17 protein-coding genes are annotated in these 20,122 nt (G+C 60.3%); 8 read left to right on the top strand and 9 right to left on the bottom strand.

What is annotated here, in order from left to right; genetic code table 11:
- The first annotated feature begins 161 nt into the window (after window positions 1-161).
- Window positions 162-2,825 (top strand): hypothetical protein, encoded by a 2,664-nt coding sequence (locus tag IV89_RS06570; protein WP_037944595.1) that lies wholly within the window; start codon window positions 162-164, stop codon window positions 2,823-2,825.
- Between the two features lie 66 nt (window positions 2,826-2,891).
- On the opposite strand, the gene hppD is transcribed toward IV89_RS06570, so the two are convergent.
- Window positions 2,892-3,986, bottom strand: coding sequence for a 4-hydroxyphenylpyruvate dioxygenase (gene hppD, locus IV89_RS06565; protein ID WP_037944596.1), 1,095 nt, complete (start codon window positions 3,984-3,986; stop codon window positions 2,892-2,894).
- Window positions 3,987-4,119: 133 nt separating this feature from the next.
- Between hppD and IV89_RS06560 the strand changes: the two genes are divergently transcribed.
- Together IV89_RS06560 and IV89_RS06555 are read left to right on the top strand one after the other, a co-directional pair.
- Window positions 4,120-4,578, top strand: a complete 459-nt coding sequence (locus IV89_RS06560) for an Lrp/AsnC family transcriptional regulator (RefSeq protein WP_005854326.1) — start codon at window positions 4,120-4,122, stop codon at window positions 4,576-4,578.
- A gap of 45 nt (window positions 4,579-4,623) precedes the next feature.
- Entirely contained in the window at window positions 4,624-6,558 is a 1,935-nt protein-coding gene (locus IV89_RS06555; protein WP_037944597.1) for a cation:proton antiporter, read from the top strand.
- Between the two features lie 81 nt (window positions 6,559-6,639).
- Here the strand turns inward: IV89_RS06555 and IV89_RS06550 are convergent, their stop codons facing one another.
- From IV89_RS06550 to IV89_RS06530, 5 genes are all read right to left on the bottom strand, one after another.
- Complete coding sequence (locus tag IV89_RS06550; protein WP_009825020.1) at window positions 6,640-7,155, bottom strand: CarD family transcriptional regulator; 516 nt, start codon at window positions 7,153-7,155, stop codon at window positions 6,640-6,642.
- A gap of 306 nt (window positions 7,156-7,461) precedes the next feature.
- Window positions 7,462-7,800, bottom strand: coding sequence for a ferredoxin FdxA (gene fdxA / locus IV89_RS06545; protein ID WP_037944599.1), 339 nt, complete (start codon window positions 7,798-7,800; stop codon window positions 7,462-7,464).
- 52 nt (window positions 7,801-7,852) lie between these two features.
- On the bottom strand, window positions 7,853-8,239 hold the full coding sequence (locus IV89_RS06540; protein WP_005849182.1) for an RNA-binding S4 domain-containing protein: 387 nt from the start codon (window positions 8,237-8,239) through the stop codon (window positions 7,853-7,855).
- Complete coding sequence (locus tag IV89_RS06535) at window positions 8,240-11,167, bottom strand: helicase-related protein (protein WP_037944600.1); 2,928 nt, start codon at window positions 11,165-11,167, stop codon at window positions 8,240-8,242.
- 18 nt (window positions 11,168-11,185) lie between these two features.
- Window positions 11,186-11,752, bottom strand: a complete 567-nt coding sequence (locus IV89_RS06530; RefSeq protein WP_037945069.1) for a tetratricopeptide repeat protein — start codon at window positions 11,750-11,752, stop codon at window positions 11,186-11,188.
- A 75-nt stretch (window positions 11,753-11,827) separates the two neighbouring features.
- Here IV89_RS06530 and IV89_RS06525 point away from each other — a divergent pair, with 75 nt between their 5' ends.
- From IV89_RS06525 to IV89_RS06505, 5 genes are all read left to right on the top strand, one after another.
- A complete protein-coding gene (locus IV89_RS06525) occupies window positions 11,828-12,118 on the top strand; it encodes an SCP2 sterol-binding domain-containing protein (RefSeq protein ID WP_037944601.1) in 291 nt (96 codons plus the stop codon).
- A gap of 1 nt (window position 12,119) precedes the next feature.
- Window positions 12,120-13,064, top strand: coding sequence for an alpha/beta hydrolase (locus IV89_RS06520; protein WP_037944603.1), 945 nt, complete (start codon window positions 12,120-12,122; stop codon window positions 13,062-13,064).
- Between the two features lie 114 nt (window positions 13,065-13,178).
- Window positions 13,179-14,198 (top strand): ligase-associated DNA damage response exonuclease, encoded by a 1,020-nt coding sequence (locus IV89_RS06515; protein ID WP_037944604.1) that lies wholly within the window; start codon window positions 13,179-13,181, stop codon window positions 14,196-14,198.
- Window positions 14,195-15,793 carry an ATP-dependent DNA ligase gene (locus IV89_RS06510; RefSeq protein ID WP_037944606.1) on the top strand — a complete coding sequence of 533 codons (1,599 nt, stop codon included), beginning with the start codon at window positions 14,195-14,197 and terminating at the stop codon, window positions 15,791-15,793. The genes IV89_RS06515 and IV89_RS06510 overlap by 4 nt, the downstream gene beginning before the upstream one ends.
- 72 nt (window positions 15,794-15,865) lie before the next feature.
- Entirely contained in the window at window positions 15,866-17,686 is a 1,821-nt protein-coding gene (locus tag IV89_RS06505; RefSeq protein ID WP_005849193.1) for a M3 family oligoendopeptidase, read from the top strand.
- A gap of 102 nt (window positions 17,687-17,788) precedes the next feature.
- Here IV89_RS06505 and IV89_RS06500 read toward each other — a convergent pair whose 3' ends face one another.
- The 3 genes from IV89_RS06500 to rpoH all read right to left on the bottom strand — a co-directional run bounded on the left by IV89_RS06500 (window position 17,789) and on the right by rpoH (window position 20,102).
- Window positions 17,789-18,058, bottom strand: a complete 270-nt coding sequence (locus IV89_RS06500) for a DksA/TraR family C4-type zinc finger protein (protein ID WP_037945071.1) — start codon at window positions 18,056-18,058, stop codon at window positions 17,789-17,791.
- A gap of 52 nt (window positions 18,059-18,110) precedes the next feature.
- Window positions 18,111-19,076 (bottom strand): Gfo/Idh/MocA family oxidoreductase, encoded by a 966-nt coding sequence (locus IV89_RS06495; RefSeq protein WP_037945072.1) that lies wholly within the window; start codon window positions 19,074-19,076, stop codon window positions 18,111-18,113.
- Between the two features lie 129 nt (window positions 19,077-19,205).
- A complete protein-coding gene (gene rpoH, locus IV89_RS06490) occupies window positions 19,206-20,102 on the bottom strand; it encodes an RNA polymerase sigma factor RpoH (protein WP_005849199.1) in 897 nt (298 codons plus the stop codon).
- Window positions 20,103-20,122: the final 20 nt, after the last annotated feature.

The raw sequence follows: 20,122 nt of genomic DNA, 5'->3' as shown, positions 1-20,122 counted from the left end.
CGCAAGCCTCCTCTGCGCTCCGCTCTTTTCATGAGCAAACTACTGCTCTATTCTTTTGCTGTGAACGGGCGCTCTGTTTTGCAGGCGATCAGCATGGTATTGGCAATCTGCTGCCGTCCGAATGTCCCACCGTCCCAATGCCTCTAGTCAAAAGCGTTCCAATGAAGCCCAATTTTGCACTGTCTCTCTCCTTCGAAGGTATTCGCCTGCTGCATCGCGCCCCTGATGGATGGCGGCAGGTGGGCGAAGTGTCCGTCGACGCGGAGGATATGGCCGCCCAACTGGCCGCCTTGCGCAGCACCGCCACCGCGCTAGAGCCGAGCGGCCTGCGCAGTAAGCTGCTGATTCCGAACGATCAAATCAAATACATGACGATCGACACCGCAGGGCTTAGCGATCAGGCGCGGCGCGAACAGGCCGAAGTGGCCCTTGATGGCGCGACGCCCTATGCCGTCGAAGATCTGGTCTTTGACATCAGCAATGACGGCCCCCGCACACATATCGCCGCCGTCGCCCGCGAAACACTGACCGAGGCCGAAGCCTTCGCGACCGAGCATCGTTTTCACCCCGTCAGCTTTGCCGCCCAGTCCGACGATCATGATTTTACCGGCGAGGCGTTTTTCGGCCCAACAGACTCCGCCCCCAAATGGTTGGAGCCGGGCGATTCTGTGGAGCGTGACAAAGGGCCATTCGTTATCCTGGGCGATGTGGAGCTGCCGCCGGAGGATACTTCGCCCCCGAAAGATGATACGGCTGCTGAGACGGAAAGCCCCGGGAAGGCCGATGATGTGACGGCGGATGCGTCGCAGGAGGGTGACAGCACGTCGGATGCTCCGGCGGCTGATGCTGCAAAGCCGGAAGCAAAGACGGCTGATGCGCCTCAGCCTGCAAGCCAGAAACCAGCAGACGCCCCCGCGCCCAAAGCGGCAAAGCTTGACGCGCCTCGCGTTGCACCCGCGTCCCCATCGGTGACGCCCCCGCCAAGCAAGGCGTCGCCCCCCGCCCACGCCCAAACGCCCGAAGCGTCAGCTGGAAAGGCATCGGCACCCGCGGTACAGAAACCAGCCGCCCCATCTGTTGAAAAAAATGCGGCAGCGACACCCAAGCCCGCGCCCGCCGTCTCCAAAGCCCCGCCCGCGGCACCTGCCGCTACGAAGGCCCCCGCGGATTTTTCCAGCCGACGCAGCGCGCCCATCGTTGCGGGTGCCGCCGCGCGCGGTAGCGTGCAGCCTTTGTCGCACACGGGCGGGCCGGTCCCCGATAGCAGTTCGTTAACCGGTGCCAAACCCACACAGCCCGCCAAGTCGTCGCCTTTCGGCTTTCTGAAACGCCGCAAGCCCCGCGCGACACCACCTCCGCCCAAACCAATTGCCGCAAAAGCGGCCCCCATTCCCGGCAAGGCCCTTGCCACGGGGGCCAGCGAAGTCGACCAGATGACCGTTTTCGGGGCCCGCAAAGAGCAGTCCATCGGCGGCAAGCCGCGCTTTTTGGGGCTGGTCCTGACCGCAGCTTTGCTGGTGTTCCTCGCGGGCGTCGCAGCTTGGGCGTCTGTCTTCCTTGATGATGGGTTAGCGCTTTCGCGGCTTTTTGGCAGTCGTGACACCACGCAGACCGCCTCTGCCCCCCCACCGGAGCCGGCGGTCAAACAGCAGGTGGAAAGCCGCGAGGACCCCATCATACCGCAGGCCCGGCCCGAGAATACGGCTGGCACCACTGTCGCCGCGCTTGATCCCACCCTCAGCGATGAAGACGGCGCGGTTTTGGACGCGATGCGCGTGCCACAGCAGTTGCAACCACGCGAGCTGACCGCGCAGGAAATCGAAGCGAAATACGCGACAACCGGCATTTGGGCCATCGCGCCAAAGACACCAAAAGCGCCGTCGATGGTGACGCTGGATGATCTGTTCATGACCAGCATCGATCCCGTCAGCACCTCGAATGACGCTGTTGCACTGCCGACGCTCGCGTCCTTTGGCGGGGATACAGTCGATATCAGCTCGGCCCCTCCGGCGGCGGCGGGCACGTCGTTCACGCTGGATGATCGTGGTCTGGTTGTTCCAAGTCCGAATGGCACGTTGAACGCGGATGGGGTTTTGGTTTTCGCCGGGCAACCGGCCCGTGTGCCCCCTGCGACCCTCGCCCGCCCCGGTGCGGTCGAAGAGGAAGAGGTCGAGGATACGGTTGTTGCCGCCCTGCTCGGCTTTCGCCCCAAGCTGCGCCCCGAAGATCTGCCCGAACAGAACGAGCGCGCCAATCTGGGCGGGGTGACCCGCAACGAACTTGCCGCGTTCCGCCCTACCCTGCGCAGCGCCGATGTCATCAAGGCCGCTGCTGCAGCCAAACAGGCCGAGGTTGACGCCGCAGCAGAGGCCGCAGCCGCCGCGATCAAAGCCGCCTTGCCGCAAGAGCCGGTGAACAACGCGACGCAATACGCGACAGAAGTGTCCAAGCGACCAGACACGCGCCCCGGTAACTTTTCGCGCATCGTACGTCGGGCCGAACGGGCGCAGCCTGCGCCTGTGACGGTCGCCAGTGCGCCGGCTGCGGTCACGCCACAGGTGGTACAGCCTTCGGTGCCGTCGAAAGCCTCCGTATCGAAGCAGGCAACTGTGAAAAATGCGATCAAACTGCGTCAAATCAATCTGATCGGGGTCTACGGCAAACCCTCAAGCCGCCGCGCCTTAATCCGGCTGAGCAACGGGCGGTACCAGAAGGTTGCCGTCGGGGATCGTCTGGATGGCGGTCGCGTCTCCGCGATTGGCGAGGCCGAATTGCGGTATAACCGCCGCGGGCGCGATGTCGTGCTTAAGATGCCGCGCGGCTAAGCCACGCAAGATCTGACTGCTCGCTACATGAAAAAGCCGCATCCGAAGATGCGGCTTTCTATCGTTTCAGGCTTCGCTCAACTCGCCACTGTCGATTTGTTCTTGCTCGATGCTCTCGAACAGCGCCTTGAAGTTCCCTTCGCCAAAACCGTCGTCCCCTTTACGCTCGATAAACTCGAAGAAGATCGGCCCGATGACAGTTTTCGAAAATATCTGCAGCAAAATGCGGGTTTCGCCGCCATCGACGACCCCTTCCCCGTCAATCAGGATGCCGTGTTTTTTCATCCGATCAAGCGGCTCTTGGTGGCCGGTGACGCGATCCTTGCTCATCTTATAGTAGGTCTCGGGCGGGCCGGGCATGAACTTTAATCCGTTGTCCGCAATGGCATCCGTCGCATCATAGATGTTCCGCGCGCCCACGGCGATGTGCTGGATCCCCTCGCCGTTGTATTTCTTGAGATAGGCCACGATCTGCCCCTTCTCGTCGCGATCCTCGTTGATCGGGATACGGATGCGGCCGCAGGGAGATGTCAGCGCGCGCGAGGTAAGGCCGGTAAACTTGCCTTCAATATCGAAAAACCGGATTTCGCGAAAATTGAACAGATCGCCGTAGAACTTGAACCAGACGTCCATGTTTCCCTTAAAGACATTGTGCGTCAGGTGATCGAGATAGTAGAAACCGACACCAGCGGGTTTGGATTGCGCGATCCAGTCGTATTCCTCGTTATAGGGCGACGTGTCGTAATACTGATCCACAAAGTAGATTAACGACCCGCCGATCCCCTTGATCGCGGGCACATCCAGCACCTTGCCTGCGCCTGTATATTCCTCCGCCCCTTTGGCAACAGCGTGGTCCAGCGCCTTTTGCGCATCCACAACCCGCCAGCCCATTGAGGGCGCACAGGGGCCATGCTCGGCCACAAAGCCTGCGGCAAAGCTGTCAGGGTCGGCGTTCAGCACATATGTGATGTCCCCCTGCTGCCAGAGTTCGATTTTCTGCGTTTTGTGGTTCGCCACATGGGCATAGCCCATACGGGTAAATAGATCGCGAAGCTCCTGCGGGTCGGCGCTGGCGAACTCGACGAATTCGAACCCGTCGGTGCCGGCCGGGTTTTCATCGGTGATTTTGGATTTTTCGGCGTCATGCGGAAACGGGCCCATGAGATGCTCCTTTGATAGCGTTCGTGCGCAGTCTATCGCCGGAACCACGCTATCTTTGCGCAAACATACAAGTGTGACTGGCTATTCGCGCGGGGTTGACGCATGGTTTTATCATTCTATGTGAGAATACCGCATGACATTAGATGATATCGATAAACGCCTGCTGGCGGCGCTGCAAAAGAACGCGCATCTCACTGCTCAAGAGTTGGGAGAGAAGCTGCACCTATCCCCGTCCCAAGCAGGTCGGCGGCGGCAAAGGCTTGAAACCGAAGGGTATATCCAAGGCTATACGGCCCGGCTCAACCCCGAACGGTTGGGGCTGACGGTACAGGGGTTTGTGCAGGTCCATCTGGGCACCCACGGGCCCGAACATTCCGCCAGCTTTGCGCGGCTTTTGGCCACCCGCCCCGAAATCGTTAGCGCGTGGACGATGACGGGGGATGCGGATTATTTGCTGCGCGTCTATTGTGCAGACCTGCCCAGCCTGAACCGCCTCATCCATGATGTGCTGCTCCCCCATGGTGCTGTCGCAAAAGTGCATAGCCAGATCGTTATGGATCAGCTTAAACGAGACGGGCCCTTGCCCACCTGATTGACCCGCTCGGGGCCTGCCCGACACAAAGAAAGTATGCCCCTTATGGAAGGTTTCCTGTTTCAAGCCTCGATCTATCTCGCTGCGGCGGTGATTGCGGTTCCCATCGCATCGCGTCTGGGGCTGGGGTCGGTGCTGGGATATCTCGCGGCGGGGATCCTGATCGGGCCGGCCTTCGGGCTGGTCGGATCGGAGACCAAGGATTTGCAGCACTTCGCCGAATTTGGTGTCGTGATGATGCTGTTCCTCATCGGGCTAGAGCTTGAACCCCGCGCCCTGTGGAACATGCGCCACCGGCTGCTGGGGCTTGGCGGGATGCAGGTCGTGCTTAGCGCTGCGGCGCTGATGGGCATCGCGATGGCCTATGACCAACCGATGGGTGTGGCGATTGCGATCGGCCTCACGCTGTCGCTGTCGTCAACCGCGATCGTGCTGCAAACCCTTTCAGAAAAGGGTTTGATGCAAACAGCGGGCGGTCGGTCCGTCTTTTCGGTGCTGCTGACGCAGGATATCGCGGTGATCCCGATCCTCGCGTTCCTGCCGCTGCTTGTGGCGCAGCTGCCCGCGCAAATGCGGCCCGACGGATCGATCTCGGTGAACCCCGAGGATGCCGCCCACGGGGCAGAGGCAGCCTCGGGGCATGGTCCTGCGGCGGCGGGTCATGGTGCGGAAACCGCGCAGGCGGCAATTTCACTGGTGCAGGGGCTGCCGGGTTGGGCCATCACGCTGGTCACCTTGGGTGCCATTGCCGGGATCATCATCACCGGCGTGTTTTTCACCCGCCCCGTTTTCCGGTTTATCCACGCCGCCAAGCTGCGCGAGATGTATACCGCTTTGGCCCTGCTGATTGTCGTCGGGATTTCCTTTCTGATGATGCTGGTGGGCCTGTCGCCCGCGCTTGGAGCCTTCCTTGCGGGAGTGGTGCTGGCCAGCAGCGAATTCCGGCACGAACTGGAAACCGACCTCGAGCCGTTCAAAGGGCTGCTGCTGGGGCTGTTCTTCATCACCGTGGGGGCGGGTATCAACTTTGATCTGCTGTTCGCCGATACGATCATCATCGTCGGGATGGCGCTGCTGGTTATTCTGGTGAAGGGCCTGATCCTTTACGGGCTTGGCACCCTGTTCAAGCTGCAAGGGCGCGACCGTTGGCTCTTTGCGCTTGGTCTGGCGCAGGCGGGTGAATTCGGCTTTGTGCTGGTCAGCTTCTCGGTCGCCACGGGGGTCATGCCCAATGACGTGGCCGAGACATTGTTGCTGGTCGTCGCCCTATCGATGCTGATCACACCGCTGCTGTTCATCACCTATGACCAGATCAGCAAACGGATGGATACGAAATCCGGCCCCATCGTTGCGGACGAGATTGACGAGCAAGGCACCGTGATCATCGCGGGTGTCGGGCGGTTCGGGCAGATTGTGAACCGTCTGGTGCAAGCCAGTGGCTTTCGCACCGTCGTTCTTGACCACAACCCCGAAACCATCGCCGTCATGCGCCGCTTTGGCTTCAAGGCATTCTTGGGCGATCCGACCCGCGCTGATATTCTGCGCAAGGCCGGTCTGCGCGATGCCAAGGTTCTGGTTGTCGCGCTGGATGATCCCAAGTCGGCCTTGCAGCTTATCGCCTATGCGCGCAAGGAACGGCCTGACCTGCATATCGTAACCCGTGCCCATGACCGGACGGATGTGTACCAACAATACCAGGCCGGCGCGAATGACATCGTGCGCGAAATGTTCGACAGCTCGCTTCGGGCGGGGCGCTATGTATTGGAAAACCTCGGGCTCTCCGATTACGAGGCGGCAGAGGCGCAGCGGATGTTCTATTCGCACGACCGTGCGTCTGTGCGCGAGCTGGCGGCCCTGTGGCGCCCTGACATCCCACCAAGCGAGAACAAAGCCTATGTGGCGCGCGCGAAAGAGCTGCAAAAGGATTTGGAAACCGCTTTTCTGAACCGGATTGACCAAGAGGATAAGACCCAAGGGTAGTGCCCCCCTCGCCCTTCAGACACCAAAAAGCCGCGCCCGATATGATATCAGGCGCGGCTTTTCTAAATTTAACGGTTGCGATCAGGCGGCGGCGACGCGGCTTTCCAACACATCACCGACCTGCTTGGAGGCCGCCAGTTCGTCCCCACCGGCGACGGCGGCAACTTCACGGGTCAGACGCTCAAGCGCGGCTTCATACAGCTGACGCTCGGAATAGCTTTGCTCGCGCTGGTCGTCGGTGCGGTGCAGGTCGCGTACGACTTCGGCGATGGCGATCAGATCACCGGAGTTGATCTTTTGCTCATATTCCTGCGCACGGCGCGACCACATGGCGCGTTTGACCTTGGCCTTACCCTTCAGGGTTTTCATCGCATGGCTGATGACGTCAGGGCTGCTGAGCGCGCGCATGCCAATTTCTGTCGCCTTATGGGTGGGGACCCGCAGCGTCATCTTGTCTTTCTCGAACGCGATCACGAACAGCTCCAGCGAGATGCCCGCGACTTCCTGCTCTTCGACCGAGATGATCTGACCAACGCCATGCGCCGGATAAACAACGAATTCATTCGGGCGGAAATCTAGCTTCTTCGACTTGCTCATACAGTGGCTCCTTGGGCGCGGGGACGGCCCGCATGGGTAAATATGCTGTCACAACGACAAAGGCCGACCGGCCCAAAGAGCCGTCAGCCTCATTTCATAACTTCAGATGTTCTGGTTCAACCTGTGCAAAACGGTTGAGATTTGGCGCGTAGGTATCATCATTTGCGACAACGTATATCACAAAATTAGCCCCCCCGAAAGCGGGGGGCCGCATAGATTCGATCAAATACGTGTTAATCGAATAAATAAAGGGGATCAGGTGGCGTCACACGCAGCGATTACCCCATGCACCCAAGTGCGAATCGCTTAGCCGCCTTCGCCGGGTGCTTCAGAGAAATACTTCTCCAGCTTGCCCTGTTCACCATCACGTTCCTCTGCCTCGGGCAGTGGGTCTTTCTTGGTGATGATCACGGGCCACAGTTCGGAGTATTTGCGGTTGAATTCAACCCACTTCTCCATGTCCGGCTCTGTATCGGGGCGGATCGCGTCTGCGGGGCATTCAGGTTCGCAAACGCCGCAGTCGATGCATTCATCGGGATGAATGACCAACATGTTTTCGCCCTCATAGAAGCAATCCACCGGACATACCTCAACGCAGTCAGTGTATTTGCAGGCGATACAGGCATCGTTAACGATATAGGTCATAACATCATCTTTTATGGCAGGTTTAACGCAGGAGATACGTCAGCACAGCGTATCATTCAAGGTGGCGCGCCCGAGAAAGATCAAGCACGCGGCGATCACGCTTACTGGGGCGCCCTTTTCCCTCAAATGCCGGATTTTCAGGTTGTTTTTTCTCGGATCGGGGGACCGGCGGGGACAGATCGGTGTAAAGCGTTTGCGCCTCGGGGGCCGGACCACGGCGGGTGCCAATGCCCTCTATCTGGATCACCCGCACATCGTCGCCCATAGCAAAGGTCAGCACGTCGCCAACCACAACCAGCGTCGCACGCTTTTGCGCGACGCTGCCGTTGACCCTGACGGCCCCCGCTTGCACGCGGGCAGCCGCCAGAGAACGCGTTTTATAAAACCGCGCATGCCACAGCCATTTATCAAGCCGCAGCTTTGTCGGCGCTTCGGACAATTACTTGTTGTCTTTCAGCCCCATCAGCGCAGCGGCGAATGGGTTGTCGGGGTCGATCGGCTTTTCCGCACGGGCGGGCTTGCTGCTGAACTTCTGGGCTTTGCCGCCCTTGTCCCCACGCGGTGCACCCTTTTTGCCACGCGGTCCGGGTTTCCCCTTCCCTTGTGGACGATCCCCACCGCCGCGACGCTGGCCTTGGGCATTGCCACGGGGCGTGCGCCCCCAGGTAAAGACATAATATGTCTCAAGCTCGGCACCTGCGATATCGGCGTCAGGCGCTGTGCCTTGAGGGTTTTCTTCGGCAGGGGTGTCGGGGATGTGGTCGTCGACCTCTGGTGTCTCGGCCAGTTCCTCGACCATCGGGGCGATCCCGTCATCGGGCATATCCGCAGTTGCGGGCACGATGTCATCCGCCTGAGCAGCCGCCGGATCTTCGACGATACCACCGGCAGATTGCTCGGCCGCGACATCCATCACAGGCGTCTCGGCATCTGCGCCTTTGTCGGCAGCCATCGGTGCACCGTCGTGGGGCACGACAGTATCAACGGCTTTCACCTTGGTGCGCTCGGCCTTTTCGGCCTTATAGCCCAGACCTTCCATCAGCGTGGCGAATTGTTCGAGCGTCATGCCCGTGATCGACAGCATATCGGCCTTCGCCTCGAACCCGCCGCGCGAATCTTCGGAGCGCAGCATATCTGCCAGACGTTCCAGCATATCGATACGGATCGCGCGTTCACCAGCATTACGGTACCCTGCCATCGTCGCAGCGCCTTGAGGCGCGCTGGTGTCTACGGGGATGGTGACCAGACCGGGGGGCGGCGATTCAGGGAATTCGTTCAGCCCCTTGGAAATCGACCACAGCACCAGACGCAAACGGGTCGGCGCGGGCTTGAGCAACAACGGCATAAAGATGGTGAATTGACCAAAGCGCAAACCATGCTTGCGCAGCGCGCCACGGGCGTCCTGATCCAGGGCTTTCACCTCGTCCGCCACATCAGCGCGGGGCAAAATACCAAGGTTTTCAACCATGCGGAAGGCAAAGCCACGGGCCAGACCAGTCAGCGCCTCATCCTTTGACAGGGCGATCAGTGGCTCGAACAGGGCTGCGACCTTGCGGTCGATGAAATGCTGCAAGCGGCGCTGCACTTTTTGTGCGACCTCGGGGCCCGCAACGTCATCGACGAAGACCTCTACACCGGGTTTCAACGGATCGGAGCCCGCAACCAGTTTACCCACGGCAGAGCTGCCCCACATGAGGCCGCCCTGCTCTGTGAAATCAATCTCTGTATCAGGCGCGTTGTAGAAACGATCCGCCCGCAAATGGAACTGAGGAGCCAGCGCCTGCAACGATGCAGCTTTGATCGTTTTATCTTCGGCAACGCCTGCGCCTTTGTCTTGGCGAAAGCGGAACCCGTCCAGCTTGCCAACAAATTCGCCTTCAACGGTTACTTCACCGGTCTCGTTTACTTCGGCCACCATGGCTTCCTTCTGTCCTAGCCGGCGCAAAAGCACGGATGTGCGCCGATCTACAAATCTTTGGGTCAGACGCTCGTGCAGCGCATCCGACAGTCTGTCTTCTACGACACGCGCCTCGTGTCGCCAATGGCTTTCGTCACCTGTCCAGCCTTTGCGCTGTGTCACGTAGGTCCAGGTGCGAATAAACGCCAATCGTTTGGATAACGCATCAATGTCGCCATCGGTTCGATCTATGCGTTTAATTTGCCGCGCCAGCCAGTCGTCGGGGATCGAACCGCGCTGATGCAGGAAGTTGAAAATCTGCTCCAGCAGGCTGGCGTGCTCTGCATGGCTTATACCACGAAAGTCGGGAATCCGGCAGACATCCCACAACAGACGTACTGACGGTCCATCGGTACAGCGCGCCGCGATCTCGGCATCCACGGCGAGATTCTTGAGCGCGCGCAGATCATCGGCCTCGCGCGCTTTGAACAAGCGTTCATTGTCCGGCGACATTTCAAGCGTCTGGATCAGCCCGTCAATAGATCCGAACTGCAGCGCGGGGTTGCGCCAGTTGAGCTTGTTCTGCGGTGTGAACTGATGATCCATAATGGCCCGCGCGACACCATCATCAAGCGGAGACGCATCGCCCGTGACACCGAATGTACCGCTCTTGAACCCGCGCCCTGCCCGTCCGGCAATCTGCGCCAGTTCGTTCGGGGCCAAGGGTCGCATCCGACGCCCGTCAAACTTGCTGAGCGCCGAGAAAGCGACGTGGTCCACATCAAGGTTCAACCCCATCCCGATGGCATCAGTCGCCACCAGATAGTCGACCTCGCCATTTTGATACATCGCGACCTGCGCGTTACGTGTGCGCGGGCTGAGCGCGCCCATAACCACCGCCGCACCGCCCTTCTGACGCCGGATCAGCTCTGCAATCGCATATACATTCTCAACCGAAAAACCAACGATCGCACTGCGCGGACGCATCCGGCTTATCTTTTTCTGACCAGAATAGATCAATTCGGACATTCGCTCGCGCCGGATGAACTGCGCCTCTGGCACCAGCGCCGCGATTGAGCCGCGCATGGTGTCGGACCCCATGAAAAGCGTCTCGTGTTGACCGCGCGCGCGCAAAAGACGGTCGGTAAAGACATGCCCCCTCTCAGGATCAGCACAAAGCTGGATTTCATCGACCGCAACCAGATCAGCGCCCATGCCTTCGGGCATCGCCTCGACGGTGCAGACCCAATATTGGGTGCGCGGCGGCACGATCCGTTCTTCGCCTGTGACCAGTGCCACGATGGACGGACCACGCAGGGCAACGATGCGGTCATAGACCTCGCGCGCGAGCAAACGCAGCGGCAGCCCGATCACCCCCGTGCGATGCGCCAACATCCGTTCGATTGCATAGGTCGTCTTGCCTGTATTGGTCGGGCCCAAAACGGCCACGACCCTGCTGTCACCTGCCACCAGAAATTCCTTAGATCGTTAAAGCGTGCGCCCGATGCCGTCGCGCCGCAGCCCGTCGAGCGCCCTTTGCGCGTTATCATGGTGAGGGTTAATGCTTAACACTCGGCGATAGAGATCGGCAGCCGCCCGCAGATTGCCAAACTCCTGCAGGATCGCCCCCAGACCGAAGATGGCGTTATACTGCTGCGGGTTCAAGGCAAGCGTCGTTTCCAGATCATCGATTGCAGGGCCATAGAGACCTGCGGCGAAATAGGCCTGTGCACGGGCATGATAGCCTTCGGCGAAATCAGGGGCGTGATCCGTCAGAGCTGTCAGATGGGCGATCGCCAAGGTGGTGTCCCCCTCTGACATGGCATCGCGACCACGGGAATACAGCAAATCCATCGCGGCCGAGCCGGACCGCGCCCAAGCGCGCTGCACATCACGTTCGATTCGCGCCGCCTCAGCCGCGGGGGCATCGCGTAAATCCTGCAGCAATTCCGCCGCCGCGGGGGGCGACATTTGCGCGAAACTTATACCCCCAAGCAACACCCAGAGACCAAGTGCCGCGACGGTATGTTTGAGGTTGACGATGCGGTTGCCCATAACAAGAGTGAATGTAACAGGCTGCCGCCACAATTCCAGACGTGTCGGCACCATTTGCCAAGAAAAGGGCCTATGATGAGCGATATTGTGAACCAAGCTGTAACAGTGCTGAACGAAAAACTGGCGGGGGCCGACTTTGACGGCACAGCCAAGTTCGACATCGAAGACGAAGGCACTGTCATGATGGATTCGACCGGCGCACGCGCCGCGGATGAAGAAGCGGATGTAACCCTTTCTGCTGACGCAGAAACTTTCCAGGCGATCCTGTCCGGCGACACCAACCCGACCGGTGCCTTCATGAGCGGCAAGCTCAAGATTGACGGCGACATGGGCATGGCGATGAAGCTGGCGTCCGTCCTCTCCTAATATGCTGGAAACCGCGCCCTTTTTCACCGACATTGCGCCACTGCCCGAAACGGGTCAGGCGCATTGGGCCGAGACATCGGATGGTAAAAAGCTGCGCGTCGCGCATTGGCCGCTGGACGGGGCAAAGGGCACCGTGCTGCTTTTCCCCGGCCGCACCGAATACGTGGAAAAATATGCGATGACCGCAAGCGCCTTTGCGAAAAAGGGGCTGGCGGTCATGGCGATCGATTGGCGGGGGCAAGGTCTGTCGGACCGGTTGATCCCCGACCGTAACATCGGCCATGTCGATGTCTTCTCTGACTATCAAAAAGACGTGGCGGCCATGATGCGGACAGCCCGCGCCTTGCAGCTGCCGCGCCCGTATTTCCTGCTGGCGCACTCCATGGGCGGGGCCATCGGCCTGCGCGCCTGTATGGAGGGTCTGTCGGTGCAGGCCGCCGCCTTTACCGCGCCGATGTGGGGGATCCATATCGCGCCGCATATGCGTCTGGTGGCCGCGGGGCTGTCCAACCTGATGCCGCGCATCGGTCAGGGCTACAAGCTGCCCATGGGCACGCAGGCGGCATCCTATATCTCGACCGCGCCGTTCGAGAACAACATGCTCACCACCGACCCCGAGATGTACGAGATGATGCGCACGCAACTGGCGGCCCATCCCGAACTGTCTTTGGGCGGGCCCAGCTTTATCTGGCTGCGCGAGGCTTTGTCCGAAACCAAGCATCTGTCCCTGCGCGCCGCCCCCAGCCTGCCCTGCGCCACATTCCTCGGGTCCAACGAACGTATCGTGCACAAGGGCCGCATCCACGCCCGTATGGAGACTTGGAAAGGCGGTAAGCTGCATATCATTGACGGCGCAGAGCACGAAGTGCTGATGGAAATCCCCGCCACCCGCGACAAAGCTGTGGATGAGATGGCGGCCCTGTTCTTTGGAAACGCCAAAAAGTAGCGCGGATCGCGAGATGAACTTCCGCGTACAACCTGCTGTTATTTAAGCGTAAAACCTGGCATCCGCGAGGATTTTCTTGCCCACCCTGTTCAAACGCGCGCGCCCCGCTAGCTTATGCGCATGGCCAAGCAACCTGTTCTGACGTTCAACGAAAACGGCATTTATTGCCCCGCGGGTGATTTCTATATCGACCCGTGGCGGCCTGTGGACCGTGCCCTGATCACCCACGGGCATTCCGATCACGCCCGCTGGGGCATGAACCGTTATCTTGCCACCGACATCGCCCTGCCCGTCATGCGCCACCGTTTGGGCGATATCACCGCTGACGGCATCGCATATGGCGAGGTGCGGCAGATCGGCGGGGCGCAGGTATCGTTTCACCCCGCCGGCCACGTCCCCGGCTCTGCCCAGATACGCGTTGAGGTCGACGGCGAGGTCTGGGTTGCCTCGGGCGATTACAAGGTGGTCGATGACGGGCTGTCCCACCCGTTCGAGCCGGTGAGATGTCATCACTTCATCACCGAAAGCACCTTTGGCCTGCCGGTGTTTCGCTGGGCCGAGCAAGCCGCCGTGGCGGCAGAGATCAACGCATGGTGGGCAGGCTGCGCGGCACAGGGCAAAACGGCGTTTCTGGGGGCCTATGCCTTGGGTAAGGCACAACGTTTGCTATCGATGCTCGACCCCGACATCGGCCCGATCCTGACCCACACCGCGACCGAGAACACCAACCGCGTCATGCGCGATCAGGGGATCACCCTGCCCGACACGATCCTCGCCGATGCGGATTTGAACCCCAAGGACCACCCCGACGCGATTGTGCTGGCCCCACCCGGAGCCTTGGGCAGTGCGTGGTCCAAGAAGTTCGGCCCGCAGGAAACCGCCTTTGCCAGCGGATGGATGGCCGTGCGAGGTGTACGTCGACGCCGTGCGGGTGATCGCGGCTTTATCATCTCGGACCATGCGGACTGGGATGGGCTGCTGTCCGCGATCAGAGCAACCGAAGCCGAAAACATATATGTGACACATGGTTACACCGATGTCTTCAGCCGGTTTCTGGCCGATAGCGGCTGGCAAGCGCAGGTTGTGCCGACCCAGTTCGAAGGTGAGTCCCTGGATAAGGACGCAAGCGAATGAAACGGTTTGCCGCGCTGTTCAACGCCATCGACCAAAGCACCAAGACGACAGTGAAAGTCGCCGCACTGGCCGATTATTTCAGCGCGGCACCGGATGACGACCGGCTATGGACCATCGCCCTCTTTTCCGGCCGCCGCCCCAAACGCGCCGTCACCACCACCAAGCTGCGCGAATGGGCCGCCGAGCGCGCGGGCATCCCCCTGTGGCTGTTCGAGGAAAGCTACAGCATCGTTGGCGATCTGGCCGAGACGATCACGCTGGTTCTGCCCCCCAACCCGACGCAGGATGATCAACCGCTTGCCGCGTGGATCGCGGCACTGCGCGAGATTTACACCCAGGATGAAGAGGCCCGAAAAGCCTTTGTCCTTGACGCATGGGCGACGCTTGGCGGGACCGAACGATTTATCTTCAACAAGCTGATCACCGGCGGGTTTCGGGTGGGCGTCAGCCAAAAGCTGATGACCCGCGCCCTGTCTCGAGCCACGGGCAAACCCGAACCCGAGCTCGCGCATCGCCTCATGGGCAACTGGCACCCCGACGACACCACATGGCATGGGCTGGTAGAGGCAGAGGATGCCTCCGCCGACGCATCGCGCCCCTATCCCTTCTATCTGGCCTATGGGCTGGAAGCCGAGCCGCAAGAGCTGGGGGATCCGCAAGACTGGCGTGCCGAATGGAAATGGGACGGCATCCGCGGCCAGTTGATCCTGCGGGACGGTGCCTATTTCGTCTGGTCGCGCGGTGAAGAGTTGATGACCGACCGCTTCCCCGAGCTCGCCCGTGCAGTGGACTTCATGCCCGACGGCACAGTTCTGGACGGCGAGCTGCTGGTCTGGCCTGACGGACAGCCTGCGCCATCCTCCTTCAATGCGCTGCAAGCCCGCATTGGCCGCAAAACCGTGCCGAAGAAACTGCTGGCCGAAGCCCCGGTGGTGCTGCACGCCTACGACCTGCTGGAATGGCAGGGCCAAGATATTCGCCCCCGCCCCTTTGCCGAGCGCCGTGCGCTGCTGGAACAGGCCTGCGCCGCCCTGCCCGACGATGCAACGATCCGCCTGTCGCCGCAACTGACCTTCCCTACATGGGATACGCTGGCCAACCAACGCGCCACCGCACGTGAAGCGCAGGCCGAAGGGGTCATGCTGAAACGTGCCGACAGCCCCTATCTGGCGGGGCGTAAGAAGGGCGATTGGTGGAAATGGAAGCTGGACCCGCTGACCATTGATGCGGTGATGATCTATGCCCAATCCGGATCAGGACGACGCGCCAACCTGTTCACAGACTTCACCTTTGCGGTTTGGAACGGCAATGATCTGGTGCCTTTTACCAAAGCTTATAGCGGCCTGACGGATGCCGAGTTTCGCAAGATCACAGCTTGGGTGCGAAAGAATACGCTCGAGCGGTTTGGTCCCGTGCGCAAGGTCACCCCGCATCATGTGTTCGAGATCGCCTTCGAAGGCATCCAGCGCAGCACGCGGCATAAATCGGGCGTTGCCTTGCGCTTTCCGCGGATGCTGCGCTGGCGGCAGGACAAGCCCCTGCAAGAAGCCAACACCTTGGCCGATCTTGAAGAAATGCTGCGGATTTACGGCTAATCCGCGCCGCCATCGCCTTGCTTTGCCGCGGACCCGTGCTTAGGTAGATTTAACGTCAAAAAGAGGTTTTTCATGTTTCAACTGCCCGTCCCCGTCCTTGATGCCAACGCCGGTTCCGGGGCCTCTGCCTTCGGCAAGCTGCCTGAGTGGAATCTTGACGATCTGTACACCGGTGAAGACGCGCCCGAGCTCAAGCGCGATCTGGACTGGCTTGAAGAGGCCTGCCGCAGCTTTGCCGAAGATTACGAAGGCAAACTGGCCGAACTGGATGCGAACGAATTGCTGGACTGTGTGCTGCGCAATGAGAAGATCAACCAGATCGCCGGGCGCATCATGTCTTACGCGGGGCTGCGCTATTACCAGCTGACCACCGATTCCGGCCGTGCCAAATTCATGTCGGACGCGCAAGAGAAGATCACCAACTTTACCACGCCGCTGGTGTTCTTCACGCTGGAGCTGAACCGGCTGGAGGATGACCACCTTGCCAACCTGCTAAGTCAAAAAGCGGATCTGGCGCGGTATAAGCCGGTGTTCGACCGTATCCGCGCGATGAAAGATTACCAGCTTTCCGACGAGATGGAGAAGTTCCTGCATGATCTGGGCGTCGTCGGCGACGCATGGGAACGTCTGTTCGACGAGACCATCGCCGGGCTGGAATTCGAGGTAAACGACGAGCCGCTGAACATCGAAGGCGTGCTGAACCTGCTGACCGACCCGTCGCGTGATCTGCGCGAAGCCGCGGCGCGCGAATTGGCAGATGTGTTTCAGGCCAATATCCGGACCTTTGCCCGCGTACACAACACGCAAGCCAAGGAAAAAGAGGTCATCGACCGCTGGCGCGGGATGCCCACACCGCAAACCGGCCGCCACCTGTCAAACCACGTCGAACCCGAGGTCGTCGAAGCGCTGCGCGATGCGGTGGTCAACGCCTACCCCAAGCTCAGCCACCGCTACTACGAGCTGAAACGCAAATGGCTGGGCCTCGACACCATGCAGGTCTGGGACCGCAACGCCCCCCTACCGATGGAAGATCCCAAAACCGTCAGCTGGGAACAGGCGGAAAAGACCGTCATGGACGCCTACAACGCCTTCGATCCCCGTATGGGCGAAATCGCGGCCCCCTTCTTTACCGAAGGTTGGATCGATGCAGGCGTCAAACCGGGTAAAGCCCCCGGTGCCTTTGCCCACCCCACCGTGACCGACGTGCACCCCTATGTGATGCTTAACTACTTGGGCAAACCGCGCGATGTGATGACACTGGCGCATGAGCTGGGCCACGGCGTGCATCAGGTGCTGGCCGCGGGTCAGGGCGAGATGCTATCTTCCACACCGCTGACCTTGGCCGAAACCGCCTCTGTCTTTGGCGAGATGCTGACCTTCCGCAAGATGCTGGACGGGGCCAAAACTAATGCCGAGCGCAAAGTGCTGCTGGCCGGCAAGGTCGAGGATATGATCAACACGGTCGTGCGCCAGATCGCCTTTTATGATTTCGAATGCAAACTGCACGACGCCCGCCGTGGTGGAGAGCTGACACCAGACGATATCAACGCGCTGTGGATGTCGGTGCAGGGCGAGAGCCTTGGGCCAGCGTTTGAATTCATGGACGGCTACGAGACCTTCTGGGCCTATATCCCCCACTTCGTCCATTCGCCCTTTTATGTCTATGCCTACGCCTTCGGCGACGGCTTGGTAAACGCGCTGTACGCAGTCTACGAGGAAGGCGAACCGGGTTTTGAGGACAAGTATTTCGATATGCTGAAAGCGGGCGGATCGAAGCACCACAAGGAGCTTCTGGCCCCCTTCGGGCTTGATGCCTCTGACCCCGCGTTCTGGGATAAAGGCCTGTCGATGATTTCGGGCTTCATTGATGAGCTGGAAGCGATGGAGGATTGATCCGGCGGGAAGGCATAAGAGTTTAATGCCTTCGGCGAGGATTTAACACCATTTGGAAATTGAGCGGGGCGGTGCAGATGCAGCGCCCCGTTTTGCTCTTGGCTATTTCAGCTGGCTATCTTTGCTGCCGCGCCGGTTGATGCCACCGCGGGCCTGCGCCAGACTGTCCCGTTCGCGCACGCAATCAATGCAGAGCTTTACGCCCGGCAAGGCTTGGCGGCGCGCCTCGGGGATCGGTTCTTCGCATTCGGCGCAATGGGTGCGGCTTTCGCCCTGAGGGGCCTTGCGCGCCTTGAGGCGGGCCAGTTCATCGTTGATCGACGCTTCGATCTGTTCACTGACAGCGCCGTCTTTCGCCCATCCTCCGGCCATGATCATCCCCCTTGAGTGTTACCCCTTATAGGTAGGGCGCACGTCCCAAGGCTCAACCCCCGGCGGCAAAGGCCATATCCGTCATGCGTTGCGTGCCGCGGCTGAATTCAAGCGGACAGGGATAGGCCGCGCCCTCGGTCACTGACGCGCCAAAGTTTTCGACCTGCTGCACATAGTGGTTCACGCCGGGGAAGCGTTCGACGGTGGTGCTGTTCTGTGTGGTCTCGAGATGCAGCTCGGCTTGGGAATAGACCGTCGGGTTGAACGGGCAGGTCAGACGCAGAATACCTTTTTCGCCGTGGAGGATGACCTGCTGAAACGGGAACATACGCATGGACACGGTTGCGGAAAGGTCAAACCCGTCGAAGCGGGCCGCGACCTGCACGAAGACATCGACATCGTTTTCATAGTCGATCTTGGCATGGGGGATCGCGGTCGGTTCTTGCCCCGTGACGAAACGGGTGCAGCCGAAGGCATATGTACCGATGTCCGGCAGCACGCCCCCACCTGCCTTGGGGTCGTTGCGGATGTTGCCGGTATCGTCGTTGAAGAACGAGAAGTTGACCGCCACGTGGCGCAGCCGACCCAGGCTGCCCGATTGCACGATCTCTCGGGCACGTATCCATTGGGGGTGATGGACGATCATGAAGGCTTCGGCCGCCAGCAGGCCCGTGGAATCGCGTGCGGAGATCAGCTGCTCATAGTCTTGCGCCTGCATCGCCATCGGCTTTTCACATAAGACATGTTTGCCCGCCTTCAGCGCCTTGAGCGTCCATTCCACATGCAAATGATTGGGCAGCGGGATGTAGACCGCGTCGATATCTGGATCGGCGAGCATGGCCTCGTAGCTGCTGTGCACTGCGAGCTGCGGGGCAAAGGCCTGAAAGGGCGCGGCTTTGTCAGGGTGAGATGTGGCGAGGGCAACCAGTTCGGCCCCTTTCGCCGCGTGGATGGCCGGGGCCATCTGTTCTTGGGCAAATTGGGCAGCCCCGAGGATGCCCCAGCGTAGCGTTTTCATCGTGATCCCCTGATGTTTGGTGTCGCGCGACTGTAGGGGGAGCCGCGGCAGATCATCAAGGGGCGCATAAAAAATCCCCGCAAAGCGACGCGCCTTGCGGGGATCAATGTTCAAAACCGTGGCTGGCGATCAGGCGGTGCCCATCAGACCTTTTTCACGGGCCAGATCACGCATGCGTTTTTGCAGTTTTTCAAAGGCGCGCACCTCAATCTGGCGGATACGCTCGCGGCTGACGTCATACTGGCTGCTCAGATCTTCGAGGGTGACCGTTTGGTCCGACAAACGACGTTGGGTCAGGATGTCCTTCTCGCGGTCATTGAGCACATCCAGCGCCTCTGCCAGCATCTCGCGGCGGGTTTCCAGTTCGTCCCGTTCCTCGTAGTCGGTGGCCTGGTCGGCGTCTTCGTCTTCCAGCCAGTCCTGCCACTGCATCGTCCCCTCGCCTTCGGAGCCGACCGTGGCGTTCAAGGACGCATCACCGCCCGACATACGGCGGTTCATAGAGATGACTTCGGTTTCAGTCACGCCAAGGTCCGTCGCGATGCGTTTGACGTTATCGGGGTGCAGATCGCCTTCTTCCAGCGCGCCGATGCGGTTCTTGGCCTTGCGCAGATTGAAGAACAACTTCTTCTGGCCCGAGGTCGTGCCCAGTTTCACCAGCGACCAGGACCGCAGGATATATTCCTGGATCGAGGCGCGGATCCACCACATGGCGTAGGTCGCCAGACGAAAGCCTTTTTCGGGGTCGAAGCGTTTGACCGCCTGCATCAGGCCGACGTTGGCTTCTGAAATCACCTCTGCCTGCGGCAGACCATAACCGCGGTAGCCCATGGCGATCTTGGCCGCCAAACGCAGGTGCGAGGTAACCATGCGATGCGCGGCTTCGGTGTCTTGCTCTTCGACCCACCGTTTGGCGAGCATGTATTCTTCTTCCGGCTCCAACAGGGGAAACTTGCGGATTTCCTGCATATAGCGGTTCAATCCGCCTTCCGGTGTTGGCGCTGGCAGATTTGCGTAATTAGCCATCTTTGTCCCTTTCCCCAATT

The organism is Sulfitobacter sp. CB2047, from assembly GCF_000735125.2.
GTDB classification, from domain to species: domain Bacteria; phylum Pseudomonadota; class Alphaproteobacteria; order Rhodobacterales; family Rhodobacteraceae; genus Sulfitobacter; species Sulfitobacter pontiacus.
This window is presented reverse-complemented; position numbering and strand designations above follow the sequence as displayed.